Origin of the sequence: Neisseria sp. P0008.S002 (assembly GCF_051962805.1) — a bacterium.
GTDB lineage: Bacteria > Pseudomonadota > Gammaproteobacteria > Burkholderiales > Neisseriaceae > Neisseria > Neisseria perflava.
In genome coordinates, this window is sequence record NZ_JBQCUY010000001.1 from 54,319 (window position 1) to 80,807 (window position 26,489).

Below are 26,489 nucleotides of genomic sequence, written 5' to 3' on the forward strand. Positions count from 1 at the left end.
GGAATAGCTCAGTTGGTAGAGCGCAACCTTGCCAAGGTTGAGGTCGCGAGTTCGAGACTCGTTTCCCGCTCCAGTTTCATACTACAACACTCAAACGTAGTTTTGGCGAGATAGCAAAGTGGTTATGCAGCGGATTGCAAATCCGTCTACGCCGGTTCGATTCCGACTCTCGCCTCCATCCCTTTCATGGCGGGGTGGCAGAGTGTTTATGCTATAAGGGGTGCAACCCTTATACAGGCCGGTTCAAATCCGCGCCCCCGCCTCCAATTTCTCAATTTACTGTCTACGCCCGGGTGGTGAAATAGGTAGACACAACGGACTTAAAATCCGTCGGCCCTAAACCGGCCGTGCCGGTTCGATTCCGGCTCCGGGCACCAATAAATATCTGAATTTATTGAAAAACCTAATATTCTAAATTTCTAATTGACAGCTTATTTGTAAGGCTGTCTTTTTTGTTTGTGCCTGATTTGTATCTAACTTGCGCCATTTGCGTCAAATGTGACAAGCTCGTGCAAAGGTCTCAGGCTATGACAACGAGGAAGACCGGTAGCATCTGGTAATCATCGTTTGCTGGACGGCATTATGCGCAAAGCCCACCGCAACCGTCCGCTGATGGAAGCGTAAACCAAACGTAACCGACATCTATCGAAGACCCGTTATGTGGTCGAACAAAGCTTCGGTACGCTGCACCGTAAGTCCCGCTACACTCGGGTAGCCTATTTCGGTCTGATTAAAGTGAGTGCATAAAGCCATCTGAAGGCAATGTGTTTAAACCTGTTGAAAGCAGCTAACAGGCTAAGTGCGCCTGTTGTTACCTAAAAGGCGGCCCGGATGCCTGATTATCAGGTATCTGGGGAGAGTAAAGAGGGGGGTTTGAGTAGAATCAGTGGGTACTTGGAACGAAAACAGTCGAAAATCTATGTTTGGATTTCGGCTGCTGGAAGGAAAAGGAATTTTGCAAAGGTCTCATTTTAAAATTTCCCAAAATGATAAGGCCATCTGAAAATCCTTTTTCAGACGACCTTATCATTCAAATCAGAAGGACTTAAACCAATTTCTCCAGCATCCATTTAACGTAACGGCTGACGCCTTGTTTTACATCCAAGAATTCTTCTTTATACCCAGCTTCGCGCAGCTTGGTAATATCCGCTTGAGTAAAGCTCTGATATTTGCCTTTGAGTGCATCTGGGAATGGAATATAACGGATAAGTTCTTCTTCAACCAACTCTTTCAAACTCATTTCAGGCTTGCCTTCGGCCGCACGACAAGCGTTGACGGTTGCGGCGGCAAGTTCGTTAAACTGTTGGCTACGACCTGTACCGAGGTTAAAGATACCTGAAAGCTCAGGATGATCGAAGAAGTAAAGGTTAACTTTGGCAACATCTTCTACGCTGACAAAATCGCGTGTTTGCTCACCATTACCGTAGCCGTCATTGGCGCCAAACAGATTAACATAACCATGCTCGCGGTATTGGTGGAAATGATGGAAGGCGACGGATGCCATACGGCCTTTGTGTTGCTCCTGCTGTCCATATACGTTGAAGTAGCGGAAGCCAACGACTTGGGCGGTCAGGCCTTCTTTCATGCGGCGGCGCAATACTTGGTCAAACAAGAATTTAGAGTAGCCATATACATTGAGCGGTTTTTCCAGTTCGCGCTCTTCGCGGAAGATTTCGCCCTTGCCGTACACTGCGGCGCTGGAAGCATAAAGGAACGGAATGCGTTCATCCTGACACCAGTCCAAGAGATCAAGTGTGTACTGGTAGTTGTTGTCCATCATGTAAAGGCCGTCATGATTCATGGTATCAGAACATGCGCCTTGGTGGAAAACGGCTTCGATATCGTCGTAAGGCAGAAGATGGCCGCGCACTTGACGGATAAATTCGTGTTTATCGAGATAATGGGCAATTTCACACTCGGCAAGGTTTTTAAATTTTTCGCCTTTGCTCAAATTGTCGACGGCAACAATGTCGGTAATACCGCGCTGGTTAAGTGCTTTGACGATGTTGCTGCCAATAAAGCCGGCCGCGCCTGTTACGATAATGGTCATAATGAATTTCCTTTATTTTGATTTTTCAGACGGCCTTGAAGAAATCATGCTGTCTAAAAATAAAAACTTGTCTGTCTGGATTATTTTCCAACTCTATTTTCAGACGGCCTTTAGATTTTAAGGCCGTCTGAAACCGCAATTATTGCTCTTCCAATGCCTTAGTCAATTCGGCAAACGAGCAAACCGCTGTACCAAGTTTTGCCACGACAACACCTGCCGCAGTATTGGCAAGGTGCATCGCTTCGGGCATGGTATAACCAGCGGCCAAACCCAAGCCCACTCCGGCAATAACGGTATCGCCTGCACCCGATACATCATAGACTTCTTGGGCCCGTGTAGGCTGATAAATCGGCTCGCCCTCATTGAACAGGGTCATACCCTCTTCACTTCGGGTCAGCAAAATCGCGGTCAAATCAAGATGACGGCGCAGGTTTTGGGCTTTTTCAGTCAAATCATTTTCGTTTTTCCAGCTACCCACCACTTCTTTCAACTCTGCACGGTTAGGCGTAATCAGCGTAGCGCCGGCATATTTTTCGTAATCATCGCCTTTGGGGTCGATTAAAACAGGTTTACCGGCCTGTTTCGCCCAATCGATCATATCGGAAATATGCGACAGGCCGCCCTTGCCGTAATCTGAAAAAATAATGGCATCGTATTCAGGCAACACTTCGCAATATTGATGCTTGATTTGTTCCAACACTTCACGATGAGGCGATTCTTCAAAATCAAGTCGGATAAGCTGCTGATTACGGGCAACAACGCGCAATTTGACAGTAGTCGCAATTTGCTTGTCGCGCATCAGATAGGAAGCAACGCCGTCTTGCATCATCAATGCGTCCAACGCATCTGCAGCTTCATCATCGCCAGTCACGGACAACAGCCCTACTTTGCCGCCCAATGAAGCGATATTGCGCGCAACGTTTGCCGCCCCGCCCGCCCGCTGGTCGATACGGGCGATTTTCGCCACCGGCACAGGGGCTTCAGGAGAAATGCGGGACACATCGCCAAACCAATAACGGTCGAGCATCACATCGCCGACAACAAGGACTTTGGCTTGTGCAAAACGGGATTTGAGGGTTTCTTGTTGGAACTTGGTTACCATACTGGCTCCATTAAAATCTCTGTGTAAGGCTTGTTATCGGTTTATTGATCTAACAGCCTAAAAATATCTTGAGGCTCATATACCTGCATATGGTTTTTCGAGTACGACGCCTGTTCATGAGATGACAACAACGCTGCTTTCAGCATGGCTTGCGCCAATTTTTCGACAGCAAGTGGACGTTGGTTTTTCAGCATGCCGATGCGGTTGAGTACGCGAAAAATCCGTTCTGCTATTTTTTCGCCCAAGCGGTCGCTGTTCGGACGAATCAGCAATGGCGGGCGGAAAATAATAAGGTGAGGAAAATTCAAAGCGATAATTGCTTGCTCCAATTCGCCCTTCATCCGTTGATAAAACAGGCGCGAAGCAGAATTTGCACCGGAAGCGGAAATCAAAACCAAAGTATTGACGCCGTTTTCTCGTGCGGCTTTGGCAAATTCAAGATTTGCCTCATAATCAATTGCCCATTGCGCTTCTTTACTTCCTGCTGCTTTCAGGGTTGTTCCCAAGCAGGCAAACAATCATCCTGTACTTCATCGCGCCAATCATCAGGCTGAGAAAAATCAATCTGATGGCTATTTAGCTTTTGGTGGGTAAAATCAGGATGTCTGCGACCGAAGCAGTCGATAGACTCAACCTCTGAACTGGTTGCAAGTAAAGGCAACAAGGATTTTCCTGTTGCGCCTGTCGCACCAATCACAATCGTCTTCATACTTCAGACGGCCTTAAGCGTTGGCTACTCGATTGACTTCACGCAATACGGCTACCGGATCGGCAGCTTTGGTTACCGGACGGCCCATTACCAAATAGGTTGAACCGGCAGCCAATGCTTCGGCCGGTGTCATAATACGGCGTTGGTCGTCATTATTGCCTGCAACGTCCAAGCGGATACCTGGTGTGACCAAGACAAAATCCTGTCCCAATTCACGACGCAATGGTGCGGCTTCTTGAGCGGAACATACCACGCCGTCCAAGCCTGAACTTTGCGCCAGTTTCGCCAAGCGGATGACTTGTTCTTCAGGGGCGATGTTCAAACCGATTTCGGACAAGTCGCTTTGTTCCATGCTAGTCAACACGGTTACGCCGATTAGGAGCGGCTTGGTTTGATATCCGGCAACGGCTTCTGCTGCAGCTTCCATCATGCGGCGGCCACCGGAGGCGTGCATATCGACCATCCAAACGCCCATATCGGCAGCAACTTTACAGGCCTGAGCAACTGTGTGGGGAATATCGTGGTATTTCAAATCGAGGAAAAGTTTGAAACCTTGATTGATTAAGCTTTCTGCCAAATTACGGCCGGTTGCGGTAAACAGCTCTTTGCCGATTTTGATTTGACACAATGCCGGGTCAAGATTGCGGACAAATCCGAGCGTATCTTTTTCGTTGGCAAAATCAAGGGCGACGATAACGGGAGTACGTTGTTGCTGAGTTTGGAAGTCGGAGATCAAGGGATTCATAAGATGCCTGCGGAAACGGTTATAGCTTCGATTTTAACAGCTTTTGTACACAAAAGGCCGTCTGAAAATATTTTTTCAGACGGCCTCATGATTTTACTTCAGCAAAACTTATTTGCCCAAACCTTTCAATACTTCGGCTTTCACGGCTTCTACTGCTTGGGTGCCGTCGACTTTGATGTATTTAGGCGCGTGTTCGCCTTCCAGTTTGCTGTAGAAATCAACCAGAACTTCGGTTTGCTCGTGGTAAACGGCAAGGCGTTTTTTCACGGTTTCTTCTTTGTCGTCGTCGCGTTGAATCAAATCTTCGCCGGTTACGTCGTCTTTGCCTTCAACTTTAGGCGGATTGTAGGTAACGTGGTAAGTACGGCCGGAAGCCAAATGCACGCGGCGGCCGCTCATGCGGTCGACAATCACGCTGTCGGGTACGTCGATTTCAACAACCGCGTCCAAATCCACACCAGCTTCAACCATCGCTTCGGCTTGTGCCAATGTGCGTGGGAAACCGTCAAACAGGAAACCGTTTTTGCAGTCGTCTTGGGCAATACGCTCTTTGACCATGCCGATAATGATGTCGTCGCGTACCAAACCGCCTTCATCAATGATTTTTTTTGCTTCCAAACCCAGCGGAGTGCCTGCTTTGATGGCAGCACGGAGCATATCGCCGGTAGAGATTTGAGGAATGCCGAATGCAGCAGTGATGAATTGAGCCTGTGTGCCTTTGCCGGCGCCTGGTGCGCCCAACAATAATACTTTCATGATGAGTCCTTCTTGGTTTATGGATTTGATGTTTGTTTAATTCTACACGCCTTGCGTTTATCGTTCAAAACTTCAGACGGCCTGCTCTGAGCCAAAGTGCTGCCACGCATCATCGCGCATTTCGATAAACCAGCTGTCTTCGGGGAAGCGTTCCAATGCGTCTTTCAACGTGGAAAGTAGGTTTTGGGACAAGGCTTTTGCCAAATATTCTTCCTCGTTGGCTTCTGCCGCTTTATCCGGCTGTTGCGCTAAACCGAGGGCGCGTGTCCGATGGCCGTGTGCCAGATAGTTGAGCGCAATCACTTTTTGTGCCCAAAGCTGGGGAATATCGGGGCTTTCCTGCAACAACACCGATAAAATCGATACGGCGACCGCCAACCGTCCGCCGGTCATGCGCAAATCTAAGGATTGGTTGGGCGGCAGGGTGCTGAGCATTTCTGCCATGCGAAACCAAAATTCGCCGCTGGCCTCGTCGGGCGCGGCCACTTTCAACATTTCGTAGTTGAACTCTTGATCGTCGTCTTTGACCAGCAAAGCGACATCGGCAAGCAGTTTTTGTTCGTCACGGCTCAAATGGCGTAAATCATTCATGTTTTTTCCTTTCAGACGGCCTCGAACACAGCCCTTACCCTGTCCAAATCTTCCTGTGTATCCACGCCGGCGGCTGGCGCTTCTTGGGCAATTTCAACAGCAATCGGATAACCGTGCCACAGGACGCGCAATTGTTCCAGAGATTCAATGGTTTCCAAAGGAGAAACTTCCATTTCGGAATAGCGTTGCAGGAAACCTGCACGATAGGCATAAATGCCGATGTGGCGCAAGACAGCTGTTTCTGAAGGCAATTCACGTTTTTCAGAGCGCATCACATCGCGTGGATAAGGAATCGGGGCGCGGCTGAAATAGATGGCGTTGCGGTTTTTGTCGAGGACGGCTTTGACAACGTTAGGATTCATAAACTCGTCAAAATCGTGCAATTCGTGGGCGGCGGTCGCCATTTGCACATTGTTTTCAACCAAAACTTCAGCCGTACGGTTGATGAGTTCGGGATCGATTAAAGGCTCGTCGCCTTGTACGTTCACAACAATCAGATGCTGCGGCAGTTTCAGCGTATTGGCCGCTTCGGCAAGACGCGTTGTACCGCTTTCGTGTTGATTAGAAGTCATGACCACTTCGACACCGTGCGCCTGACAGGCCGTCTGAATATCAGGATGGTCGGTGGCAACGACAACATGCGCGGCCTTGCTTTTCGCTGCTTGTTCGGCAACACGTACAACCATCGGTTTACCGTGAATATCGGCCAAAGCCTTGCCCGGCAGACGTGAAGAATCCAACCGCGCCGGAATCAATACGACAAATTCGGTCATGCTTTCAGTTCCTCTTCGCTCAACGCTCGTGCTTCGTTTTCCAGCATATAAGGGATGCCGTCACGAATCGGATAAGCCAGCTTTGCCTGACGGCTCCACAATTCCTGTTTGTCTTGATGGTATTCGAGTTTGCCTTTGGTAACAGGACAAACAAGGATGTCTAAGAATTTTTTTTCCATGGGGTTACTTTCTGGTTTGGTGGTTTTAGCGAAAATCACTTTGCTCGTTTTGGCGAAACTTGCTGCACTCGTTTTCAGACGGCCTCAAGCGGCATTATTTTTTCCGTGCCGTTTTCTTCGTTTGCTGTGTACAAGCTTGGTCAGGATTTTTGCCATTGCACATGATCTGACGGATTTCACGGGCTAAGTTTGCGTTTTGACTGGATTTTTCGTATTTTTCGGTGATGATACTCAATATTGGGGTCATTGTTGCTTCAAGATAGCGTGGAGTTTTAGCGAGTATTGATTGACCCACTGCAGTGCCGTAAAAGTCAATCAATGCGTTGACTTCTTCCTGAGTATAAACCGTCTTTATGCCTTCCAAAGCCGCTTTATGCAACTGGGCACGCACTTGCGGTGTATTGATTTCAGCAATCAATTGAGTTGTATATTTTTTCAAGACTGCTTCCAACTGAGGACGTTTGTCTTCCGGCGCATCTTTCCAAAGATTCTGTACATTCGGATCAGAAAGCACAATACCTCCAACGCTTTGGAGAGACTGGTCTAACAGAGCATCCATCTTCTGCACCTCAAACAAACGCTCCAGCGACGCATCACTGGGCGGCGCGGCAAACGCATTGGCACACAATGCCAGCGCAGCGAAGGGTAATAATAAGGTTTTCAGCTTCATCTTTTTCTACCTTTCAACAAAAAATAAATATTTTCAGATAGTCGGAAAATTATTTGGCACACTTCGGCAAATGTTTGTTGCCTTCGCATAAAATACCATGTGTTTGCTCCTCAAAAGCAGGCGTATATTTATCGCTTGCATTGAGGTAGTTTTGACTCATGGTTTTGTGGATAATCTCATCACTCAGCTTATCGAAATGCTTAATTTTCTCGAGCGCAGACTTACCGGCACCATGCCCAAATGCTTCAGTCATCTTTTCTATATCCGATTGGCTCAACATATCCTCAAGATTTCCACCATGCTGTTGGAAACTTCTTATCTTTTTCAAAATATTTTTTCCCTGAGCCGAAGAGAAAAAACGGTTGGTTACATCCACTTCTTCTTGTGTGAATACTTTCTGTACGGCACGCTTTTCTTCATCCAACCATTGTTTTTTCAACTCAGGGCGGCTCAAATCGTCTTGCATGTTTTTCATATAACGGCTGATGACCGCCTTCATCTGCGCTTTTTGAGCTTTGGGCGTCATCGTTAACAAGCGTTCATTGTCCTCTTTATTCACCATCTCTAAAGAACGTTGTACTTTCTCGCTATAATTACTGCTTATCCCTTGAATTTCCAACCATTTCATTGCAGATTCATCACTTGGTTTAGCAGCTAAGCTTTGAGTGGATACAAATAAAGCTGCGCAAGCGACCAACAAATATTTTAACTTCATGATTTACTCCTATTGCGTAGTTTGAAGATCATCTTTAAAACATCTGTGAAACATCTATAAGCATTTAGATTGAAACATTCGCGGATACAAACGCCGCCAAGTCCGGCTCAATTATCGCATAAACAGGCAAGACCCACACATGATTCAAACCGTGGCCGTCTGAAAATTTGACTGCATCCTTTTCCGTGATAATCACCACATCTGCGTCCGGTAAATCCGCGGCCGTAATATCTGCATGATCAGGCAAGGCAACGGTTTGTTTCAAAGCGATATTCATGCTTTGCAACGTATTGAAAAAACGTTCCGGCTTGGCGATACCGGCGACGGCAGCGACGGTTTGATTTCCCAAGCCTTCCAAATCCAATTTCTCAAACGGCCTGTTCAACCGGTAAATCCGCCCTGTTTCAATATGGCTGACAAACATATTTTCAGACGGCTTAAATGCCGCATCTGCCTTTCCGCCACTGACGACGACCGCATCAACGGAAGCCAATCGCGACAAAGGTTCGCGCAAGCTGCCGTTGGGCAGTAAATCCAAATCCGTCCGCCCCGTATCCGCCGCCGGGAATACGGCAATTTCCATATCGCGCTGCAAGGCATAATGTTGCAAGCCGTCGTCGGTCACAATCAATTCAAGCTCCGGATGCGCTGCAAGCAATGCCCTGCCTGCTTCTGCACGGCTGCTGCCTACCGCCGTCGGCGCACCGGTTTGGCGAAACAGCAATAAAGGCTCGTCGCCTGCATCTGCCGCACTGCTGGCTGTATTCAATACATGAACCGCCTTACTCTTGCGCCCATAACCTCGGCTGATGATACCGACCTTAACGCCCTTTTCCTGCAAACCCGACACCAGCGCAGCGACTATCGGCGTTTTCCCTGTTCCGCCTGCATGGATATTGCCGACTACCACCACAGGCACAGGCAATTTTTCGCTTTTCAGACGGCCTGAAACAAAATCATCGCGCCGTTTCGCCGCAATTTTGGCAAACAGCTTGGACAATGGTTTTAACAGCAAAGACAAAAACGGATTGGGGGATTGCCAATGGCGTTCGATAATTTGGTGGAGTTTGGGCATACGCACGGCTTTTGAAGCGAAAATCAAACGATAATATAACACAAGCCCGCCCAGGCAAGGCCGTCTGAACATGCGCCTTTGATAATATTAAAACAAAGGGCGCAAGTTTCATAAAAACGAATACAACGAATCGCTCTAAAACCCTTATAATTCAACTTTCCCAAATTTTTCCTGTTTCGCAATGTCCGAACTCTTCGCGCCCTCCTCCATTTCCGTATCCGAACTCAACGCCCTCGCCAAAGCCTTGTTGGAAGACCATCTCGCAGGCTTGTGGATTGCCGGCGAAGTATCCAACCTGACCCGTGCTGCCAGCGGACATTATTATTTCTCGCTCAAAGACAGCCGCGCTCAGGTGCGTTGCGCGATGTTTAAGGGTGCGGCCATGCGCTTGGCGAAGCCTTTGAAAGAAGGCGACCATATCGAGGTATCAGGAAGAATCAGTATTTATGAAGCGCGGGGTGAATTTCAGATTACGGTGAACGAGGTGCGGCTCAAAGGCTTGGGGCAGCTTTACGAAGCCTATGAGCGATTGAAGGCGCAGTTGCAGGCGGAAGGCGCGTTTTCAGCGGAACGCAAGAAACCTCTGCCCGCCCGTCCGCAATGTATCGGCATCGTCACCAGCCTGGCGGCGGCAGCTTTGCGCGATGTCGTGACCACCTTAAACCGCCGCGCACCCGAAATCCCCGTTATCGTTTATCCGACGCCCGTACAAGGCACAGGCAGCGAGTTGCAAATTGCTCAAGCGATTAAAACCGCTTCGCAACGCGCCGAATGTGACGTGCTGATTGTCTGTCGCGGCGGCGGCAGCATTGAAGACTTGTGGGCGTTTAATGAAGAACCGGTTGTGCGCGCCATCGAAGCCTGCGCAATTCCCGTTGTCAGCGGCGTAGGCCACGAAACCGATTTCACACTCGCCGATTTCGTCGCCGACGTACGCGCACCCACGCCGACCGGCGCGGCAGAACTGGTCAGCCCCAACCGCCAAGAATCGTTACATCGTCTAGCCCAAGCGCAAGGCCGTCTGAAAACCGTTTTGGAGCAACGTTATTTCGATGCCAGCCAAAAACTCGACTGGTTGGCGCGGCAAATCCGTCACCCGCGCCAAAAACTTGACGATCAGCGCGCTTCAATCAGCAAGCTGGCGCAAACGCTGTCTTACTCGATGACGCAAAACCTCCGTGCCCATACCGCCCGTTTTGAACGCCAAACCCAAACCCTGAAACATTGCCGTCCTGATGTTTCCATTTACAAACACAACATCGACCGCTTTCAGACGGCCTTGTCGCATTCCTTCCGCCAGCTGCTTGTCCAACGCTGTCAAAGCCTGATCGCCCAAGCCGCATTGCTCGAAGCCGTATCGCCGCAGCATATTCTGGAGCGAGGTTTCTCCGTCGTCAAAAACACACGCGGACAAGTCATCCGCAATGCCGATACATTGAAACAAGGGCAGAAACTGCACATCACTTTTGCCGACGGCGAAACCGACGTACGCGTGACCAAAGAGCAGGCTCAGGGCGAGTTGTTTGACTGACAAAATAAAGGCCGTCTGAAACTTTATGCGATTGAAGTGAAACTATGTCTGCCTTTTAAAAATCCTTAACCTGCCAATGCGGTATAATGCCTCATCTGCACCCGCAGCATATACGGAAACATTATGGACAACTCACAAAATACAGAAAATCCGATTCCACCACGCAATTCCATCCGCAAAAACAGCATTTACCTGCTGCCCAATTCCTTTACCATCGCCGCACTGTTTTGCGCCTTCTTCGCCATTACACAGTCCATGCACGGACGTTATGAAACGGCGGCGATTGCAGTTTTCCTTTCCATGCTGCTCGACGGCATGGACGGACGCGTTGCACGTTTGACCAACAGCCAGAGCGCATTCGGTGAACAGCTCGACAGCCTCGCCGATATGGTCAGTTTCGGCGTCGCGCCTGCCCTGATTGCCTACAAATGGCAACTTTGGCAGTTTGGCAAAATCGGCTATTCCGTCGCCTTTATCTACTGCGCCTGCGCCGCTCTGCGTTTGGCACTGTTCAACACGCTTATCGGCAAAGTCGACAAACGCTGGTTTATCGGCGTTCCAAGCCCGACCGCCGCTGCGTTGATTGTCGGCCTGATTTGGGTCAACCACAGCATCGAACGCTTCCCCGGCGTGCATTGGTGGGCATTGGGCATTACCCTGTTTGCCGGCATTTCCATGATTGTGCAGATTCCGTTTTGGAGCTTCAAAGAAATCAACATCCGCCGCCAAGTACCGTTTATGGGCATGGTGTTGGCCGTGTTGGTATTGCTGCTCATCAACTGGGAGCCTTCTCTCGTCCTCTTCCTATTTTTCCTCGGTTACAGCCTGTCCGGTTATGTGATGGCAGTCATCCGTTGGTTTAAAAAACGCCATAAAGCACACAAACACGACAAGGCCGTCTGAAATGTGGTCTTGGGACATCATCCTTGCCCTGCTCGCCGTCGGCAGCGCAGCGGGCTTTATTGCCGGACTATTCGGCGTAGGCGGTGGCACGTTGATTGTTCCCGTTGTCTTATGGGCGTTGCAGCTGCAAGGCATAGGCAGCCACCCCTATGCCCAGCATCTTGCCATCGGCACTTCCTTTGCCGTCATGGTGTTTACTACCTTCTCCAGTATGTACGCCCAACATAAAAAGCACGCCATTGATTGGGCGACCGTCCGCCGAATGACGCCGGGCATGATACTTGGCGTACTCCTCGGCGCGGTAACGGCAAAATATATGCCGACGCTGGCTTTGCAAGTTTTCTTTATTGCATTTCTTGCCTTTATCGCAGTCAAAACCCTACGCGATTCCAAACCCAAACCTTCACGCACCCTGCCTGCCCTCCACGGCCTGACAGCCGTGGGTACGCTTTTTGGGGCGGCTTCAAGTTGGGTCGGTATCGGCGGCGGTTCGCTATCCGTTCCATTTCTACTATATTGCAACTTTCCGGCACACCGCGCCATCGGCACATCTTCAGGTCTGGCATGGCCGATTGCGATTGCCGGCACCATCGGCTATTTTGCCAACGGTTTACATGTTGCCCACCTGCCTGAAGGCGCGGCAGGCTTTATCTATCTTCCGGCTGTAGCCATATTGAGCGCTGCCACCATCCTCTTCGCTCCACTCGGCGTAAAAACGGCGCACAAGCTGCCCGCCCGAAAACTCAAAATCGCCTTCGGCATCATGTTGCTGCTGATTGCCGCCAAGATGGCTTGGAATTTGATACATTAAATCTTTCTTGTGAAAAAGGCCGTCTGAAATTCTTTCAGACGGCCTTTTTAATTGCAAAACAACAAACTAAATAAAACCTTTTTACCTTACCCGATTTGCCCCATCGCAAATACAGCCAAGCGCCATATCGCCCATCCTGCCACCAACAATCCGGCGCACAAACGAACCATGCGTTTTTGCAGAAAGGTTTTCAACTGCGCTGCAAATATGCCCATCGCGAGCAGGTTCGGCAAGGTCCCCAATGCAAACGCCAGCATATACAGCCCGCCGTGCAAGGCATTGCCGCTGCCCAAAGCATACAAAGACGCGCTGTACACCAAACCGCAAGGCAGCCAGCCCCAAAGCACGCCGACGCCGAAACAGGCAGGCACTGATTTAATCGGCAGCAATTTGTTCAGCAAAGGATTCAGGCGTTTCCATATCGGTTTACCGATGCCTTCGATTTTGGTTGCGGCAGTCGAAATACCGGCAAGATACAGACCGAGCAAAAGCAGCAAAACATTGGCGGCAATATACAAACCGTTTTGAACCGCGCGCGTATCGTCCAAGGAAATGCCGACCTGCCCGACCAAGCCGACCAGAAGGCCGATGACGACATAGCTGCTGATGCGCCCCAAGTTCAACAATACAATCAGCCCGATTCGGTTTAAATGTGGCGGCAGCTGCAAAGCAAATGCGCTGCTCAATCCGCCGCACATACCGACGCAATGCGTTCCGCCAAAAAAGCCGAGCAGAAAAAGAGTAAGAAATGTGATTTCTTGATTCATGGTTTTTAATGATTCAAACGAATGGATGAGGCCGTCTGAAACTTTTCAGACGGCCCTGAGAATGCAGGATAAGCTTTTCCGCCCACCCTCTTCACGCTTTAGAAAAGCAATTAACTGCGTGCGCGTACGTCAAATGCCTGACGCAAACCTTCGCCGATCATGACCAGCAAAAGCAGCATTACCGTCAGCGTAGCAACGGCAGACAGGCCAATCCACCACGCGTCCAAGTTGTCTTTACCTTGCGCCAGCAACTCGCCCAAACTTGCCTGTGAGGCAGGTACGCCCAAGCCCAAGAAGTCCAAACTGGTCAGGGCAAGTACCGCACCGGAAATACGGAAAGGCAGGAAGGCCAATACCGGCGTCAAGCTGTTGGGCAGGATATGGCGCCACATGATTTCACGGTTGCCCACGCCCATTGCGCGCGCCGCCAAAACATAATCGGTCTGACGGTTTTTCAAAAACTCGGCACGGACATAGTCGGACAAGCCCATCCAGCCGAAAAGCGACAGCAACACCAGCAAAATCAACAGCCCCGGATTAAAAAACGAAGACAGGATAATCAAGAGGTACAGCTCCGGCATACCGCCCCAAACCTCGATAAAACGCTGCATCAGAAGGTCGGTTTTACCGCCGAAATAACCCTGTACCGCGCCTGCAACCACGCCGATTACGGTAGTCACCACAGTCAACACCAAGGCAAACAACAGCGAATCGCGGAAACCGTAAACCAAGCGCGCCAACAGGTCACGGCCGCGGTCGTCCGTTCCCAAGATATGCCGTTCGGACGGTTTGGCCGGATCGGGTGCCGTATCAAAATCGTTTAAAGTATCGGCATCGTAAGGATTGGGCAGATAAAGGGCAAAATTGCCGTCTGAAGTAATGTTGTGGCGGATAAGCGGATCCAGATAATCCGCAGGCGTATCGAAATCGCCGCCAAATGTGGTTTCGTTGTATTCGTTTACCAAGGGGAAGAAATACTCGCCCTGATAGCGTATCCACAAAGGTTTATCGTTGCTCCACAAAGGAGCAAGCAAAGTGACGACAAACAAAACGGCCAAAATCCGCAAAGCCAACCAACCGCGCTTATGCTGCTTAAAGGCTTGCCAAGTAGGGTTTGAAGTAGATTTTTTCTTTTTCATGGTTCGAAACATTCTTTAATAATGGATTGAAGATATTTTCAGACGGCCTTATTTCTGTCCGCCAAAGTGAATACGCGGATCGACCCATGAATAAGAAATATCCGACACCAGTTTAGCCAACAACCCCATCAGCGTGAATACATACAGCGTACCCATTACGACAGGATAATCACGTTTCATCACTGCCTCGTAAGACAGCAAACCCAAACCATCCAGCGAGAACAGCGTTTCAATCAACAGGCTTCCGGTAAAGAATGCGCCGATAAATGCAGCCGGGAAACCGGTAATCAGAGGAATCATGGCGTTGCGGAAAATATGCTTCCACAAAATCTGTTTCTCAGGCAAGCCCTTGGCTCGCGCGGTATAAACATATTGACGGCGGATTTCTTCAAGGAACACGTTTTTCGTCAATACGGTCATCACCGCCAAGTTGCCTGCCACCGAAGCGGTAATCGGCAAGGCCATATGCCATAAATAATCTTTGACTTTACCTGCCCAAGAGAGCGTATCAAAATCATCACCAACCAAGCCACCCTGCGGGAACCAGGCAAAAAAGCTGCCGCCGCCAAATAACACCAGCAACACCAAGCCCAAGACAAACGGCGGTACGGTATAGCCGACCAAAATGATCATCCCCGTAATCGTATCGAATCGGCTGCCATCCCTGACCGCCTTGGCAATACCCAACGGAATACATATCAAATAAGTCAGGAAGAACGTCCACAAACCCAAACTCATCGATACCGGCATTTTCTCTTTTACCAACTCAAATACGGTTTGGTGGTGGAAAAAGCTCTCGCCCAAATCGAAACGGGCAAATTTCCATACCATATCCACAAAACGCGTCACAGGTGGCTTGTCGAAACCGTACAAAGCATTCAGCGCGGCCAAATCTTCCGCACTGATGCGGTTGCCGTTTTTGGCCAAAGTTCCAGGCATACTGTGTCCCGCCGTCTCGCCGCCAACCGCGCCCTGCGTCAGCTGCTGAACCATCTGCTCCACCGGACCGCCGGGAACAAACTGAATCACAGCGAAGGTAATCGCCAAAATCCCCAACAACGTGGGAATCAAAAGGAGCAAACGATGAAAGATATAACGCCACATGGTTAAGTGTTCCTCTATTTTTTGATTTGAAGGCCGTCTGAAACCGCTGACTTCAGACGGCATATAGTAACGGATTAATAAGCGTTTGGCCGATGATTTACTTCTCCAACGCCTCCTGCAATTTCTTCTCAATCAAATCCGCGTCAAACGATTTGGCAATCAGCTCAAAGCGGGAATCACGGCGCCATGAAACTTGGTTTGCGCCCCATTGACCGTCCACCCAGTTCAGCCATACCCATGTACCGAGCACTTGGAACACGCCTTTGGCACGCACGAGACCGTCTGTAAATTTAGGCAGGTCGTTGAAGAAATCAGTCAGTTTTTCGCCATCGAAATCACGTCCGGCAGGGAAAGTAAAGCCTTGCGACTGGAAGCCCATGGTGTTGTCCGGCAGGGCTTTGAGGCGGTAGCGCGATTTTTCGACAACGGGAATATCAAGCCATTGGATGTCAAGTTGCGCATTTTGTACTTCAACCACTTTGGCTTTAGGCGGGAACAGCTTGGCCGCTTTATCATGAAATTCGGCCAGTTGCTCCGGCGTACACAAGTCGGTTTTGCTGGCGACCAATACGTCGCAAATGCCGATTTGGTCTTTATACAAGGCTTGTTGCGCGTAATCGGGATTAATGAATTGGCGCGGATCGACAACAGTAAAGACGGCGCCGATTTCTAGCATACTGTCGAGCGGTTTGGCTTTCAATTCGTCGATAACGCTGGCAGCGTGTGCCAAACCGCTGGCTTCAATCATCAAGCGGTCAGGTTGGGCATCGCGCAGCATTTTTTGTACGGTCGTACCCATTTGCGCGCCGGCAGTACAGCACAAACAGCCGCCGGCGATTTCTGCCACGGGAATGCCGTTGTCGCTCAAGACGGCGCCGTCAATGCCGATTTCGCCAAATTCGTTGACAATGATGACCCATTTTTCATTCGGGTCTTTTTGTGCCATCAGACTTTTAAGGGCGGTGGTTTTGCCTGTTCCGAGGAAGCCTGAAATCAGGTGGACTTTAGTCTTTTTTACTTCTGACATTTTTTACAAATTCCTGTTAAAACAACATGTTCTTCTTTTAATGAGAAACCAGTTTCCGCCACGCCTGCACGCAATGCCGCCCATTCTTGGCTCAAGGTCTGCTCATCTGCCGTACCGCATTCGGTACAAACCAAAATAAACGCGCTGTGGTGCGCTTCGGCTTCTTCGTGGTCATGGCAATGGTCATTGCACTCGTGCTGCGCGTGGCTGCACAGAATATAGCCGTTGACCGCCGCCACTTTGTGCAAAACGCCCTGCTCCGCCCAAAAATCAAGGGCGCGGTAGGCCGTCGGCGGCGCAACCACGCCCTCGCTTTGCTGCTGCATCTGCGACAGAACGTTGTAGGCTTTAATCACGCCGCTTTGTTTCAAAACAATATCAAGCACTTGCTCGCGCAAAGCGGTTACCTGCACACCATCGCGCTGCGCTTGTTCTAAGATTTTTTGTTTGATTACGTTCATAACTGAAACAGCCTTTCAGACGGCCTTGTTAATAAAAAATTACATTATAACGTGTTTGTTCAATTTCAGATAACAAAGAGGCCGTCTGAAACGTTCAGACGGCCTGATGCCGATTACTTAAACCAAGATTTAATTTTTCCAAACAAAGACATACTTTGTTTTTCAAACGTTTCTTCCTTCACCGGAGCAGGCTCATCGCGGTAAACTTTCATGCCTGCAAAGGTCTGGGCAACCGGCATGATTTCGATGGAATTGACGTTCATCCGCGCCGGACGCTGATAGAGCCATAAAGCGGTATCAGCAATATCTTGCGGCTGGATAAACTCGACATTCTCATAAACCTCGGCCGCACGCTGATCGTCGCCTTTGAAACGGACATTGGAAAACTCGGTATCGCCGCACAAACCCGGTTCGATATTGGTAATGCGGATATTTTTATCTGCCAATTCGGCGCGCAGATTCATACTGAATTGGCGCACAAAAGCCTTAGTTGCACCATAGACATTACTGCCGGAATAAGCATAACTGCCGGCAATCGAACCTAAATTGATGATGTAGCCCTGTTTGCGCGCTACCATTTGCGGCAAAATCTGGCGGGTTAGAAAAATCAGGCCGATGATATTGGTTTGAATCATGGTTTCCCAATCGCCAAAATCGGCTTTATCAGCGGAATCCAGACCTAAAGCCAAACCGGCGTTGTTGATCAGGCAATCGATTTCAGCTAAATGCTCAGGCAGGCTGTTTAAAGCGTTTTGAATTGACTCCGTACGAGAAACATCCATTTCCAAAGGGTAAAACTGCTCGCCCAATTCCTCTGCCAACTGCTGCAATTTGTCTTCGCGCCGTGCCGCGCCAATGACATGATAGCCTGCCGCAACAAAAGTACGGCACATTGCCGCGCCGAATCCTGCCGATGCCCCGGTAATCAAAATTGCCATATCGTTTCCTTTCTGTACTCGTTTCAGACTTGGGTTTAAGGTATGATAACGCCTTATCAGACGGCCTGAGAGTTTGGCCGGCTGATTTTAAATTTAACGATAATCATATCATTACAATAGGACACACTCCATATGAAAACCCGTTTTCTCCCTGTTGCTTTGGCAGCAGTGGCGCTTACCCTTTCCGCCTGCGGCGGCAGCAGCGCGCCTTCCCAGCCTAAAGGCCCTATTTCCGAAGACCGTACGGCCGCGTTCAAATCCATGATGCCTGAGTTTACCCGCATGGGCAAAATGGTCAAAGACGAAGAGCCTTACGACGTAGAAAAATTCAAACAAGCCGCCGCAACCTTCGCCGAAAACAGCAAAAAACCGTTCACCCTGTTTGAATCCGACCCTCAAGGCAACGGCCGCGCCCTGCCTGCCATCTGGACAGACACGGCAACCTTCAAAGCCGAAGAAGAAAAATTTGCCGCTGCAGTTGAGAAACTCAACGCCGCCGCACAAACCGGCAAATTGGAAGAAATCAAAGCCGCTTACGGCGAAACCGGTGCAACCTGCAAATCCTGCCACGACACATTCCGCGGTCCGGAATAAGGCTTAAAACAATAAAGGCCGTCTGAAATATCATTTTCAGACGGCCTTTTCTTCAACTGACTTCAAATCTTTCTATATTAACTTTATATTTTGCATTTCATGTTTTTTACCGGTTTCATTTGAAACTAACGGCCCAGTTCACATATCGCAATCAAATTTTCTTCTTCCGGCTGTTTAAATTCAATTAAATCTCCCTTCTTCTCAACCAATCAAATTCAAATTCAGACCTGCTTTATCTTTTCAGCCAGATTAATCATATGCGCTTGGATTATCTCCTGAAACAAGAATCTGCTTTATTTTTTAATAAATAAAAACCATTATCTAAATATTTGTAAAGTTTAATAATATGTTATAAAGTATCTACTTCGTTTCTGAGGTAACTATCATGAATCCGAATTTCAAATTAAATCTACTAACATTATCTTTACTGGCTATAACCAGTATCGCACACGCAGAAGACGAGGTTTCAACTCAAGAGCTTGATGAAATTCAAGTCAAAGGTAAACACATTGCCAAAGAGAAAAAAGTTTTTACCGAAGGCCAAGCCAAAAGTTCGCGTGAACGCGTTTATCAATCCAGCGAAAACATCGATACCATCGTGCGGAGCATGCCCGGCGTTTTCACCCAACAAGACAAAGGATCAGGCGTATTGGCGGTCAATATCCGTGGCGATAGCGGTTTGGGACGTGTCAATACGATGGTTGACGGCGTAACCCAAACCTTCTATTCCACTTCTGCCGATGCCGGACGCAGCGGCAGCTCCTCACAATTCGGTACGGCACTGGATCCCAATTTTATTGCCGGCGTGGATGTAACCAAAGGCAGTTTCTCGGGTGCCAACGGCATCAATACCTTATCCGGTACAGCCAATTTCCGTACTTTACGGGTAGACGATGTAGTACACGGAAACAATACCTTCGGCCTCTTGACCAAAGGATTGACCGGCACAAACAGCACCAAAAGCAACTTTATGGCAACCGGAGCGGTACAAAAATGGTTTGACAGCGGAGCGCGCCTTGGTGCGTTATATGGTTACAGCCACCGTAATGTCGAGCAAAACTATAAAGTAGGCGGTGGCGGTCAGCGTATCGGCAATTTTGGCGAGGAATATCTGGATCGTAAAAAACAAGAATATTTTGAGAGCAATTTATTGAAATTCGACCACGAACAAAATCTCTGGGTCCGTGACTTTTCCAAGCGCAATGCGGTCGGTAAAAGCTATTGGGACTACCCTTTCTCCAAAAAATATAACGATCCTGAGGTTTTGCAAAGAGATTATGTCGATGACTTGGAAAGAAGCTGGAAAGAGAATTTGGCACCGCAATGGGATCTGACCCCAATCGATCCTACCAGCCTGCAACAACGCTCAAACAGCCATTTGGTCAAAGTGGAATACGAAAACGACAACAACAAGCTGGACCTTCAGCTTCGTACCATGAACAACCGTATCGGCAGCCGCAAAGTAGAAAACCGCAACTACCAAGCCAATTACAACTTAAACATTGGCGATTATGTCGATTTAAACGTGTTGGCCGCCCATAATTTGGGAAAACAAAAATATCCGAAAAACTCACGTTTTTCAGGATGGGGGCTGCTTGATTATTTGGAAACCAAAAACACAGCCAATCTTTTGGATATCAACAACAGCTTTTCTTTCAAACTTCCCCAAAAAACAGATTTAAAAGCTACCGTCGGTTTCAATTTCTTTAAAAACCAATACAGTAAAAACCGCTTTCCGGAAGAGCTGAGCCTGTTTTACGACGGCCCGGATCAAGATGCCGGCCTGTACAGCTTTTTAGGCCGTTTCAAAGGAGACAAAGGAATATTTCCTCAAAAATCAACCATATTGCAACCTTCAGGCCAGCAAAAATTCAATACGTTCTATTTTGATACTTCCTTGAAAAAAGGCATTTATCAATTGAATTACAGCGCCAATATGGTCAACTACCGCTACAAGGGCGAATATACCGACTACTTCAATACCCAAGAAGACTTTAAAAAAGCATTTGGAGAAGATTCTGAAATTTATAAACAGCATTGCACGCCAAGCTGCGACCTTTACGAACCGGTTTATACCAAATCCGGTAAAAAGCATGCGGTAAACCATTCGGTGGCATTAAACATCAATGTCAACGACTACTTTATGCCGTTTATCAGCTATTCGCGTACGCATAGAATGCCGAATATTCAAGAAATGTATTTTTCACAAATCGGCGACTCAGGCGTCAATACCGCCCTCAAGCCGGAACAGGCCAATACTTACCAAATAGGCTTCAATACCTTCAAAAAAGGGATTTTCAAGCCGGACGATGTATTGGGTTTCAAACTGGTCGCCTATCGCAGCAGGATAAACAACTATATCCACAATGTTTATGGCAAATGGTGGGATTTGGATAAAGCACCCAGCTGGGTAACCAGTACCGGCCTGCAATACTCTATCCAGCATCGAAACTACGCCAAACCTGTCCATAAAAATGGTTTGGAAGTGGAAATGAACTATGATTTCGGCCGCTTTTTTACAACCCTGTCTTACGCATATCAAAAAACCAACCAGCCGACCAATTATAGCGATGCCAGCGAATCGCCCCGCAACTCTTCTAAAGAAGACCAAATCAAACAAGGCTACGGCTTAAGCAAAATTTCCCGCTTACCCCGAGATTACGGTCGGTTTGAATTAGGGTCCCGATGGTTGGGCAATAAATTGACTATCGGCGGCATTATGCGCTATTACGGCAAAAGTACACGGGCGACGACTGAGGAGGAATTTGTTGACGGGACAACCGGTGCCAATACCTACTCTTCACACCAAATGGGCAGAAGGGTGATCAAAAAAACAGAAAGCATCAACAGACAGCCGCTGATTTTTGATTTCTATGCCAATTATGAACCGAAGAAAAACCTTATCCTTCGTTTCGACATTCAAAATGCGTTCAATAAGCGCTATATCGATCCTCTGGATTCCGCAAACGATGCCGCAACCCAGCGCTATTTCAGCGTATTTGAAAGAAAAGGTGGTTTAGATGATGAGGAAGTCGAATGCGATGCCAACGGTTTATGCAATGGCAAATATGGCGGCACGACACGCTCCGTCTTGAATAACTATGCGCGCGGCAGGACTTTGCTGTTTACCATCAGTTATAAGTTCTAAACCTATCCATCAGCATTCTTCATATTGCACTGATTAAAAAGCCGGTAAACGCAATGTTTTCCGGCTTTTTTCGATATATCCTCAAAATTTTCTTCATCTATACACAACAAAAAAACCTGCCCTTGCGGGCAGGTTTTCAATAATGACGGAGATTACAGGCCGCTCAGACGGGCAGTATCGTGTGCAATCATCAATTCTTCGTTGGTAGGAATCACAACGGCAACAGCTTTGCTGTCGGCAGTGGTAATCACACCAGCATTACCGAAACGGGCTTTTAGGTTGGCTTCTTGGTCGATGTACAGACCGAGGAAGCCCAAGTAGCCCAATACGCGTTCGCGGATGATGTCGGAGTTTTCACCGATACCGCCGGTGAAGACCAATGCGTCCAAACCGCCTGCCGCGACTGTCATGCTGCCGATGTATTTAGCCAAGCGGTAGATGAACATTTCCAAAGCCAGTTTGGCGCCTGGATGACCTTTTGCAGCTTCTTCTTCGATGGTACGGCAGTCATTGGACAAACCTGAAATACCGAGCAGACCTGATTTTTTGTTCAGCATGTCGGTGATTTGGGCGATGGTCATGTTGGCATTTTCAGCCAAGAAGCTGAAAACTGAAGGGTCGATATCGCCGCTGCGGGTACCCATGACCAAACCTTCTAGCGGAGTCAGACCCATGCTGGTATCGCGTGATTCGCCGTTGGCGACGGCGGTAATAGATGCGCCGTTACCCAAGTGGGCAATCACCATGCGCAGGTCTTTTTTGTCTTTACCGAGGAAACGGGCGGTTTCATCAGAAACGTAGCGGTAGCTGGTACCGTGCGCGCCGTAGCGACGCAAGCCGTATTTTTCATACAATTCATGTGGAACAGCGTAGGTGTAGGCATGTTCCGGCATGGTTTGGTGGAAGGCGGTGTCGAATACGACAACGTTAGGCAAACCTTTGAAAATGCTTTGTGCGGCACGCAGACCCAAAAGGTGGGCCGGGTTGTGCAGGGGAGCGAGCGGGATACATTTTTCGATGCCAGCGATAACTTCGTCGTCAACGAGGATGGATTCGCTGTACAGTTCGCCGCCGCTGACGACGCGGTGACCGATGGCGCCGATGCGGCTGTCGAGGCCGTGGGCTTTGAGTTCTTCCATCAGGGCTTCAACTGCGCCGGTGTGGTCGGGCTTGGCAGACAGGTCAACTTTGTGTTTTTCACCGTTGAATTTAAAGGTAATGTAGGCATCAGGCAGATTGAGCTTTTCTGCCAGGCAGCTCAGCAATACTTCGCCGCTGTCGTTATCCAATACGGCACCTTTGAGGGAAGAGCTACCGCAGTTCAAAACCAAGATTAATTTTTGTGACATTTTTATGCTCCTTGAGGTTTCAGACGGCATTTTTGTCGGGACCTTACTGCGGCTCCGGCTATGTTGCACCCCTTGTGGGACGTAGTGGGTAGCGGTCTGAACAGATTAACAAAGTAAACGTCGTATTCTAACAAAAAATGTAATCGGCTGCTTGACTTAATATTTGATGTAAAATGGACGGAATTTTATTTTAGGCCGTCTGAAAAAATGACGACGGTTTTGAAAATTTACCGATATGCATTATTTCAGTATCCACACTCAAGACGGCGAACACGCCGGATTTTTCATTATGCTGGCAGACGATGAATCGCAAAATCCGCCGCAAAGCGGACGCTTTGTAATCAAGCTGCAAAGTGAAGACGCAGCCGAAGCGGCGGTATTGTCGCCTTTTGAGCAAACCGATATCCCGCAATACTGGCGCGTGGTTAAAGACCGTATCGAACTGTTTTTTGACGATAAAAATATCGGTTCGTTGCGCAACGAATACCTGACCATTAGCGGTAAAACCTTTATCCTGACCGATTTGACCGGAGCGATGTAATGGAAAGTATGTTTATCCTTGTCCCCATCAGCATTATTTTGGCCTTCATCATCGGCTGGTTTTTCTGGTGGTCGGGTAAAAACGGACAGTTTGACGACCTTGAAGGACCTGCGCACCGCATTTTGATGGATGACGACTCCACTGAAAAACTGATCGAAAAAGACGAAGACAAAGAATCCAAACAATGAGCCTTAAAAAAGACAATCTGAATTTCCACACGACCCGCCGTTTTGCGCCGCTCTTTGGGACGCAGTTTTTGGGCGCGTTGAACGATAATATGTTCAAAACCGCATTATTCGTGATGATCAGTTTTTACGGTTTGGGTAAAAACGACTTTCTGCCGCCCAGCCAAATGCTGAATTTGGGCGCAATGCTGTTTATTCTGCCCTACTTCCTGTTTTCCGCACTGTCAGGACAGCTGAGCAACAAATTCGATAAAGCCGTTTTAGCGCGCTGGATCAAGCTGTTGGAAATCATCATTATGGCAGTGGCAGCATATGGCTTCTATATTCAATCCGCGCCTTTGCTTTTAATCTGCCTGTTTTGCATGGGTACGCAATCGACTTTGTTCGGCCCTCTGAAATATGCCATTTTGCCCGATTACCTCAACGACAAAGAGCTGATTATGGGCAACAGCCTGATTGAATCGGGTACGTTTATCGCCATTTTGCTCGGCCAAATTTTGGGCACCGCAGTCGCAGGTGTTCCGCCGTATATTGTTGGTGGTTTGGTGTTATTGGTCGCTATCGGCGGCTCGATGACCAGCCTGTTTATGCCGTCTGTACCCGCTAAAATGTCGGACACAAAAATCGAATGGAACATCATTAAAGGCACGAATTCACTGATTCGTGAAGCGGCGGCCAATCGTCCCGTATTCACTTCCATCATTGGTATTTCATGGTTTTGGTTTATCGGCTCGGTTTATACCACCCAACTGCCAACGTTCACGCAAATCCATTTGGGCGGCAACGATAATGTGTTCAACCTGATGTTGGCGCTGTTCTCCATCGGTATCGCCATCGGCTCGGTGTTATGCGCCAAACTCAGCCACGAACGCCTGATTTTGGGCTTGGTTACCATCGGCACTCTGGGACTGACGGTCTGTGGATTATTGCTGGTGTGGCTGACCCAAGGCCAACGTTTTACCGAATTAAACGGCATTATTTGGTTTTTATCGCAAGCCCAAACGTATCCGATTATGCTCGTGATGTCGGCCATCGGCTTTTTCGGCGGCTTCTTCTCCGTACCGCTCTACACTTGGCTGCAAACTGCCAGCAGCGAAACCTTCCGCGCCCATGCTGTTGCCGCCAACAACATCATCAACGGCGTGTTTATGGTGTCGGCTGCCATTTTGAGCGCGGTTTTGCTGATGTTGTTCAACAGCATCACGCTGCTGTATTTGATTGTTGCCGTAGGTAATATTCCGTTGATTGTTTACCTCATCAAACGGGAATCGAAATTTATCGGGGATTTGACCGCTTTGTTGAAAAGCAGCAAATAAGGCCGTCTGAAATGTCTCCCCACCATGCACATTTTCACTATTCAATCGCGTGGACAGCTTGTGCATAAATCAGATTACTGTCTGATTTAACATTAAAAAACAGGACTGACTAAATTTTAAGTACAACTTTACTACCAAACAAAATGCACATTTTCCCCAAACAAGCGTGTGCAAAGGCTGTGAATAAGTAAGCTTAATAATTGATATTTCAAAGCAAAAAGATACTTGATTAATTTTTAAGCAGTTTATTAAAGGCCGTCTGAAACCTTTTTCAGACGGCCTGAGAGTATAATAACCACCTACCTTATAGTTCCCAAACGATATGATTTACCCATGGCATGAAACCCAATGGCAACAGCTCGCCGCCCATTGGCAAAACCGACCCAACGCTTGGCTGTTTACCGGCAAAGAAAATACCGGCAAAACCGAGTTTGCCCGCTTTGTCGCGCAGGCATTGCTGTGCGAATCGCCCAAGTCCGGCCATGAACCCTGCGGCGAGTGTGCTTCGTGCCATTTGTTCAGCCAAAACACCCATCCCGACTTTTACGAACTCACGCCGGAAATGCCCGAAGGCGAGGCAACAGGACGCAAACTCCTGCAAATCAAAATCGATGCCGTGCGCGATATTGTGGAAAACATTTACCTGACCGCTGTCCGCGGCGGACTGCGCGTGGTATTGGTGCATCCGGCTGAAAGCATGAACACACAGGCGGCAAACGGTTTGTTGAAAGCTCTGGAAGAGCCGCCGCAACACGTCGTTTTCCTGCTCGTTACCCATGCGCGCGACAAACTCCTGCCTACCATCAAAAGCCGTTGCCGCCAGATGGTGCTGCCCTCGCCTACCCATGAGCAGGCTGCGGCATACCTGCGCCAACAGGGTGTGGGAAATGCTGAAGCCTTGTTGGCATTTCACAGCGGCGCACCTTTATTCACGCCGACTCCCGAATTGGACGCATTACGCGAAGAGTTGCTGACTCTGCTGGCCGCACCGCGCCTGTTAGCCATACTCGACTACGCCGCCGCGTTCGACAAACAAAAACAACCGCTGGCCGTTTTCATCGACTGGTTGCAAAAGTGGCTGATGGATGTCGGCTTGGCACAACAAAGCATGGCGCCGCTTTATTATCCGCACCATGCCCAAGCCCTGCTTCAGACGGCCTCTAAAACCGATTCACGCAAACTGTTTGCCCTATTGGGCCGTCTGAACGCGCTCAACCCTTACGGATACCATACCTTGAGTGTTAAAATGCAGCTTGAGTATCTGCTTATCGAATATTTAGATTTTTGGCAAAACAAACCCTAACAGGTAA

Annotated in this window: 28 protein-coding genes, 3 tRNA genes and 1 pseudogene; 13 read left to right on the top strand and 19 right to left on the bottom strand. The window is 48.7% G+C overall.

Annotated elements, in window-relative coordinates:
* Nucleotides 1-104 precede the first annotated feature (104 nt).
* The 4 genes and pseudogenes from ACTHSA_RS00280 to ACTHSA_RS00295 form a co-directional block, all read left to right on the top strand.
* Nucleotides 105-178: transfer RNA gene (locus ACTHSA_RS00280), tRNA-Cys, on the top strand.
* A 10-nt stretch (nt 179-188) separates the two neighbouring features.
* Nucleotides 189-266 (top strand) — tRNA-Cys (locus tag ACTHSA_RS00285).
* A 21-nt stretch (nt 267-287) separates the two neighbouring features.
* Nucleotides 288-377: transfer RNA gene (locus tag ACTHSA_RS00290), tRNA-Leu, on the top strand.
* A gap of 146 nt (nt 378-523) precedes the next feature.
* Nucleotides 524-819, top strand: a pseudogene (locus ACTHSA_RS00295) (transposase); the annotation flags it as partial.
* 226 nt (nt 820-1,045) lie between these two features.
* On the opposite strand, the gene rfaD reads toward ACTHSA_RS00295, so the two are convergent.
* The 12 genes from rfaD to lpxK all read right to left on the bottom strand — a co-directional run bounded on the left by rfaD (nt 1,046) and on the right by lpxK (nt 9,365).
* Nucleotides 1,046-2,050 (bottom strand): ADP-glyceromanno-heptose 6-epimerase, encoded by a 1,005-nt coding sequence (gene rfaD / locus ACTHSA_RS00300; protein ID WP_039862484.1) that lies wholly within the window; start codon nt 2,048-2,050, stop codon nt 1,046-1,048.
* 139 nt (nt 2,051-2,189) lie between these two features.
* Nucleotides 2,190-3,152, bottom strand: a complete 963-nt coding sequence (gene rfaE1, locus ACTHSA_RS00305) for a D-glycero-beta-D-manno-heptose-7-phosphate kinase (protein WP_004520810.1) — start codon at nt 3,150-3,152, stop codon at nt 2,190-2,192.
* Nucleotides 3,153-3,193: 41 nt separating this feature from the next.
* Entirely contained in the window at nt 3,194-3,658 is a 465-nt protein-coding gene (locus tag ACTHSA_RS00310) for a hypothetical protein (RefSeq protein ID WP_004520811.1), read from the bottom strand.
* Nucleotides 3,643-3,861, bottom strand: a complete 219-nt coding sequence (locus tag ACTHSA_RS00315; RefSeq protein ID WP_004520812.1) for an NADH dehydrogenase — start codon at nt 3,859-3,861, stop codon at nt 3,643-3,645. Before ACTHSA_RS00315 ends, ACTHSA_RS00310 begins: the two co-directional genes overlap by 16 nt.
* 13 nt (nt 3,862-3,874) lie before the next feature.
* Nucleotides 3,875-4,606: an orotidine-5'-phosphate decarboxylase gene (gene pyrF / locus ACTHSA_RS00320; RefSeq protein ID WP_049335590.1), complete on the bottom strand. Its 732-nt coding sequence runs from the start codon at nt 4,604-4,606 to the stop codon at nt 3,875-3,877.
* Nucleotides 4,607-4,714: 108 nt separating this feature from the next.
* On the bottom strand, nt 4,715-5,362 hold the full coding sequence (gene adk, locus ACTHSA_RS00325; RefSeq protein WP_003746105.1) for an adenylate kinase: 648 nt from the start codon (nt 5,360-5,362) through the stop codon (nt 4,715-4,717).
* 72 nt (nt 5,363-5,434) lie between these two features.
* Nucleotides 5,435-5,953: a hypothetical protein gene (locus ACTHSA_RS00330; protein ID WP_004520816.1), complete on the bottom strand. Its 519-nt coding sequence runs from the start codon at nt 5,951-5,953 to the stop codon at nt 5,435-5,437.
* 11 nt (nt 5,954-5,964) lie between these two features.
* Nucleotides 5,965-6,726, bottom strand: coding sequence for a 3-deoxy-manno-octulosonate cytidylyltransferase (gene kdsB / locus ACTHSA_RS00335; RefSeq protein ID WP_004520817.1), 762 nt, complete (start codon nt 6,724-6,726; stop codon nt 5,965-5,967).
* Nucleotides 6,723-6,905 carry a Trm112 family protein gene (locus ACTHSA_RS00340; RefSeq protein WP_003679524.1) on the bottom strand — a complete coding sequence of 61 codons (183 nt, stop codon included), beginning with the start codon at nt 6,903-6,905 and terminating at the stop codon, nt 6,723-6,725. The genes kdsB and ACTHSA_RS00340 overlap by 4 nt, the downstream gene beginning before the upstream one ends.
* Before the next feature lie 94 nt (nt 6,906-6,999).
* Nucleotides 7,000-7,575, bottom strand: a complete 576-nt coding sequence (locus ACTHSA_RS00345) for a DUF2059 domain-containing protein (protein ID WP_049335588.1) — start codon at nt 7,573-7,575, stop codon at nt 7,000-7,002.
* A 49-nt stretch (nt 7,576-7,624) separates the two neighbouring features.
* Entirely contained in the window at nt 7,625-8,290 is a 666-nt protein-coding gene (locus ACTHSA_RS00350; RefSeq protein WP_049344150.1) for a hypothetical protein, read from the bottom strand.
* 64 nt (nt 8,291-8,354) lie between these two features.
* Nucleotides 8,355-9,365, bottom strand: coding sequence for a tetraacyldisaccharide 4'-kinase (lpxK, locus tag ACTHSA_RS00355; RefSeq protein WP_049335618.1), 1,011 nt, complete (start codon nt 9,363-9,365; stop codon nt 8,355-8,357).
* A gap of 181 nt (nt 9,366-9,546) precedes the next feature.
* On the opposite strand from lpxK, the gene xseA reads away from it, so the two are divergent.
* The 3 genes from xseA to ACTHSA_RS00370 all read left to right on the top strand — a co-directional run bounded on the left by xseA (nt 9,547) and on the right by ACTHSA_RS00370 (nt 12,610).
* A complete protein-coding gene (xseA, locus tag ACTHSA_RS00360) occupies nt 9,547-10,896 on the top strand; it encodes an exodeoxyribonuclease VII large subunit (RefSeq protein WP_049344148.1) in 1,350 nt (449 codons plus the stop codon).
* Nucleotides 10,897-11,019: 123 nt separating this feature from the next.
* Nucleotides 11,020-11,799: a CDP-diacylglycerol--serine O-phosphatidyltransferase gene (gene pssA / locus ACTHSA_RS00365; RefSeq protein ID WP_004520826.1), complete on the top strand. Its 780-nt coding sequence runs from the start codon at nt 11,020-11,022 to the stop codon at nt 11,797-11,799.
* A 1-nt stretch (nt 11,800) separates the two neighbouring features.
* Nucleotides 11,801-12,610 (top strand): sulfite exporter TauE/SafE family protein, encoded by an 810-nt coding sequence (locus ACTHSA_RS00370; protein ID WP_070695372.1) that lies wholly within the window; start codon nt 11,801-11,803, stop codon nt 12,608-12,610.
* 86 nt (nt 12,611-12,696) lie between these two features.
* Here the strand turns inward: ACTHSA_RS00370 and ACTHSA_RS00375 are convergent, their stop codons facing one another.
* The 6 genes from ACTHSA_RS00375 to ACTHSA_RS00400 form a co-directional block, all read right to left on the bottom strand.
* A complete protein-coding gene (locus ACTHSA_RS00375; protein WP_003680951.1) occupies nt 12,697-13,377 on the bottom strand; it encodes a sulfite exporter TauE/SafE family protein in 681 nt (226 codons plus the stop codon).
* Nucleotides 13,378-13,487: 110 nt separating this feature from the next.
* Nucleotides 13,488-14,528, bottom strand: a complete 1,041-nt coding sequence (locus ACTHSA_RS00380) for an ABC transporter permease (RefSeq protein WP_004520828.1) — start codon at nt 14,526-14,528, stop codon at nt 13,488-13,490.
* Between the two features lie 36 nt (nt 14,529-14,564).
* Nucleotides 14,565-15,620 carry an ABC transporter permease subunit gene (locus tag ACTHSA_RS00385; protein WP_039862485.1) on the bottom strand — a complete coding sequence of 352 codons (1,056 nt, stop codon included), beginning with the start codon at nt 15,618-15,620 and terminating at the stop codon, nt 14,565-14,567.
* 97 nt (nt 15,621-15,717) lie between these two features.
* Nucleotides 15,718-16,647, bottom strand: coding sequence for a CobW family GTP-binding protein (locus tag ACTHSA_RS00390; protein WP_003682934.1), 930 nt, complete (start codon nt 16,645-16,647; stop codon nt 15,718-15,720).
* Nucleotides 16,635-17,108: a Fur family transcriptional regulator gene (locus ACTHSA_RS00395; protein WP_004520830.1), complete on the bottom strand. Its 474-nt coding sequence runs from the start codon at nt 17,106-17,108 to the stop codon at nt 16,635-16,637. Before ACTHSA_RS00395 ends, ACTHSA_RS00390 begins: the two co-directional genes overlap by 13 nt.
* 113 nt (nt 17,109-17,221) lie before the next feature.
* Nucleotides 17,222-18,046 (bottom strand): SDR family oxidoreductase, encoded by an 825-nt coding sequence (locus ACTHSA_RS00400; protein ID WP_049335582.1) that lies wholly within the window; start codon nt 18,044-18,046, stop codon nt 17,222-17,224.
* Between the two features lie 132 nt (nt 18,047-18,178).
* Here ACTHSA_RS00400 and ACTHSA_RS00405 point away from each other — a divergent pair, with 132 nt between their 5' ends.
* Entirely contained in the window at nt 18,179-18,640 is a 462-nt protein-coding gene (locus tag ACTHSA_RS00405) for a c-type cytochrome (protein ID WP_004520832.1), read from the top strand.
* 385 nt (nt 18,641-19,025) lie between these two features.
* On the top strand, nt 19,026-21,788 hold the full coding sequence (locus ACTHSA_RS00410) for a TonB-dependent receptor domain-containing protein (RefSeq protein WP_004520833.1): 2,763 nt from the start codon (nt 19,026-19,028) through the stop codon (nt 21,786-21,788).
* A 152-nt stretch (nt 21,789-21,940) separates the two neighbouring features.
* On the opposite strand, the gene ACTHSA_RS00415 is transcribed toward ACTHSA_RS00410, so the two are convergent.
* Nucleotides 21,941-23,137, bottom strand: a complete 1,197-nt coding sequence (locus tag ACTHSA_RS00415) for an acetate kinase (RefSeq protein WP_049344146.1) — start codon at nt 23,135-23,137, stop codon at nt 21,941-21,943.
* A gap of 235 nt (nt 23,138-23,372) precedes the next feature.
* Between ACTHSA_RS00415 and ACTHSA_RS00420 the strand changes: the two genes are divergently transcribed.
* From ACTHSA_RS00420 to ACTHSA_RS00435, 4 genes are all read left to right on the top strand, one after another.
* Nucleotides 23,373-23,678, top strand: coding sequence for an HLGFF motif protein (locus ACTHSA_RS00420; protein ID WP_049344144.1), 306 nt, complete (start codon nt 23,373-23,375; stop codon nt 23,676-23,678).
* A complete protein-coding gene (gene ccoS, locus ACTHSA_RS00425) occupies nt 23,678-23,866 on the top strand; it encodes a cbb3-type cytochrome oxidase assembly protein CcoS (RefSeq protein ID WP_003681462.1) in 189 nt (62 codons plus the stop codon). The genes ACTHSA_RS00420 and ccoS overlap by 1 nt, the downstream gene beginning before the upstream one ends.
* Complete coding sequence (locus ACTHSA_RS00430) at nt 23,863-25,179, top strand: MFS transporter (RefSeq protein WP_107736926.1); 1,317 nt, start codon at nt 23,863-23,865, stop codon at nt 25,177-25,179. The genes ccoS and ACTHSA_RS00430 overlap by 4 nt, the downstream gene beginning before the upstream one ends.
* A gap of 322 nt (nt 25,180-25,501) precedes the next feature.
* Nucleotides 25,502-26,482 carry a DNA polymerase III subunit delta' gene (locus ACTHSA_RS00435; protein ID WP_070588368.1) on the top strand — a complete coding sequence of 327 codons (981 nt, stop codon included), beginning with the start codon at nt 25,502-25,504 and terminating at the stop codon, nt 26,480-26,482.
* Nucleotides 26,483-26,489 lie beyond the last annotated feature (7 nt).

Excerpts from the sequence above, each read along its gene's own strand:
- ccoS (WP_003681462.1), top strand. The coding sequence starts at position 23,678 with ATGGAAAGTATGTTTATCCTTGTCCCCATCAGCATTATTTTGGCCTTC.
- ACTHSA_RS00410 (WP_004520833.1), top strand. The coding sequence starts at position 19,026 with ATGAATCCGAATTTCAAATTAAATCTACTAACATTATCTTTACTGGCT.
- lpxK (WP_049335618.1), bottom strand. The coding sequence starts at position 9,365 with ATGCCCAAACTCCACCAAATTATCGAACGCCATTGGCAATCCCCCAAT.
- xseA (WP_049344148.1), top strand. The coding sequence starts at position 9,547 with ATGTCCGAACTCTTCGCGCCCTCCTCCATTTCCGTATCCGAACTCAAC.
- ACTHSA_RS00405 (WP_004520832.1), top strand. The coding sequence starts at position 18,179 with ATGAAAACCCGTTTTCTCCCTGTTGCTTTGGCAGCAGTGGCGCTTACC.
- ACTHSA_RS00315 (WP_004520812.1), bottom strand. The coding sequence starts at position 3,861 with ATGAAGACGATTGTGATTGGTGCGACAGGCGCAACAGGAAAATCCTTG.
- ACTHSA_RS00375 (WP_003680951.1), bottom strand. The coding sequence starts at position 13,377 with ATGAATCAAGAAATCACATTTCTTACTCTTTTTCTGCTCGGCTTTTTT.
- adk (WP_003746105.1), bottom strand. The coding sequence starts at position 5,362 with ATGAAAGTATTATTGTTGGGCGCACCAGGCGCCGGCAAAGGCACACAG.
- ACTHSA_RS00350 (WP_049344150.1), bottom strand. The coding sequence starts at position 8,290 with ATGAAGTTAAAATATTTGTTGGTCGCTTGCGCAGCTTTATTTGTATCC.
- rfaE1 (WP_004520810.1), bottom strand. The coding sequence starts at position 3,152 with ATGGTAACCAAGTTCCAACAAGAAACCCTCAAATCCCGTTTTGCACAA.
- ACTHSA_RS00385 (WP_039862485.1), bottom strand. The coding sequence starts at position 15,620 with ATGTGGCGTTATATCTTTCATCGTTTGCTCCTTTTGATTCCCACGTTG.
- ACTHSA_RS00380 (WP_004520828.1), bottom strand. The coding sequence starts at position 14,528 with ATGTTTCGAACCATGAAAAAGAAAAAATCTACTTCAAACCCTACTTGG.
- ACTHSA_RS00345 (WP_049335588.1), bottom strand. The coding sequence starts at position 7,575 with ATGAAGCTGAAAACCTTATTATTACCCTTCGCTGCGCTGGCATTGTGT.
- ACTHSA_RS00420 (WP_049344144.1), top strand. The coding sequence starts at position 23,373 with ATGCATTATTTCAGTATCCACACTCAAGACGGCGAACACGCCGGATTT.
- ACTHSA_RS00340 (WP_003679524.1), bottom strand. The coding sequence starts at position 6,905 with ATGGAAAAAAAATTCTTAGACATCCTTGTTTGTCCTGTTACCAAAGGC.
- ACTHSA_RS00370 (WP_070695372.1), top strand. The coding sequence starts at position 11,801 with ATGTGGTCTTGGGACATCATCCTTGCCCTGCTCGCCGTCGGCAGCGCA.
- ACTHSA_RS00400 (WP_049335582.1), bottom strand. The coding sequence starts at position 18,046 with ATGGCAATTTTGATTACCGGGGCATCGGCAGGATTCGGCGCGGCAATG.
- ACTHSA_RS00390 (WP_003682934.1), bottom strand. The coding sequence starts at position 16,647 with ATGTCAGAAGTAAAAAAGACTAAAGTCCACCTGATTTCAGGCTTCCTC.
- ACTHSA_RS00435 (WP_070588368.1), top strand. The coding sequence starts at position 25,502 with ATGATTTACCCATGGCATGAAACCCAATGGCAACAGCTCGCCGCCCAT.
- pyrF (WP_049335590.1), bottom strand. The coding sequence starts at position 4,606 with ATGAATCCCTTGATCTCCGACTTCCAAACTCAGCAACAACGTACTCCC.
- ACTHSA_RS00430 (WP_107736926.1), top strand. The coding sequence starts at position 23,863 with ATGAGCCTTAAAAAAGACAATCTGAATTTCCACACGACCCGCCGTTTT.
- rfaD (WP_039862484.1), bottom strand. The coding sequence starts at position 2,050 with ATGACCATTATCGTAACAGGCGCGGCCGGCTTTATTGGCAGCAACATC.
- ACTHSA_RS00330 (WP_004520816.1), bottom strand. The coding sequence starts at position 5,953 with ATGAATGATTTACGCCATTTGAGCCGTGACGAACAAAAACTGCTTGCC.
- pssA (WP_004520826.1), top strand. The coding sequence starts at position 11,020 with ATGGACAACTCACAAAATACAGAAAATCCGATTCCACCACGCAATTCC.
- ACTHSA_RS00415 (WP_049344146.1), bottom strand. The coding sequence starts at position 23,137 with ATGTCACAAAAATTAATCTTGGTTTTGAACTGCGGTAGCTCTTCCCTC.
- ACTHSA_RS00395 (WP_004520830.1), bottom strand. The coding sequence starts at position 17,108 with ATGAACGTAATCAAACAAAAAATCTTAGAACAAGCGCAGCGCGATGGT.
- kdsB (WP_004520817.1), bottom strand. The coding sequence starts at position 6,726 with ATGACCGAATTTGTCGTATTGATTCCGGCGCGGTTGGATTCTTCACGT.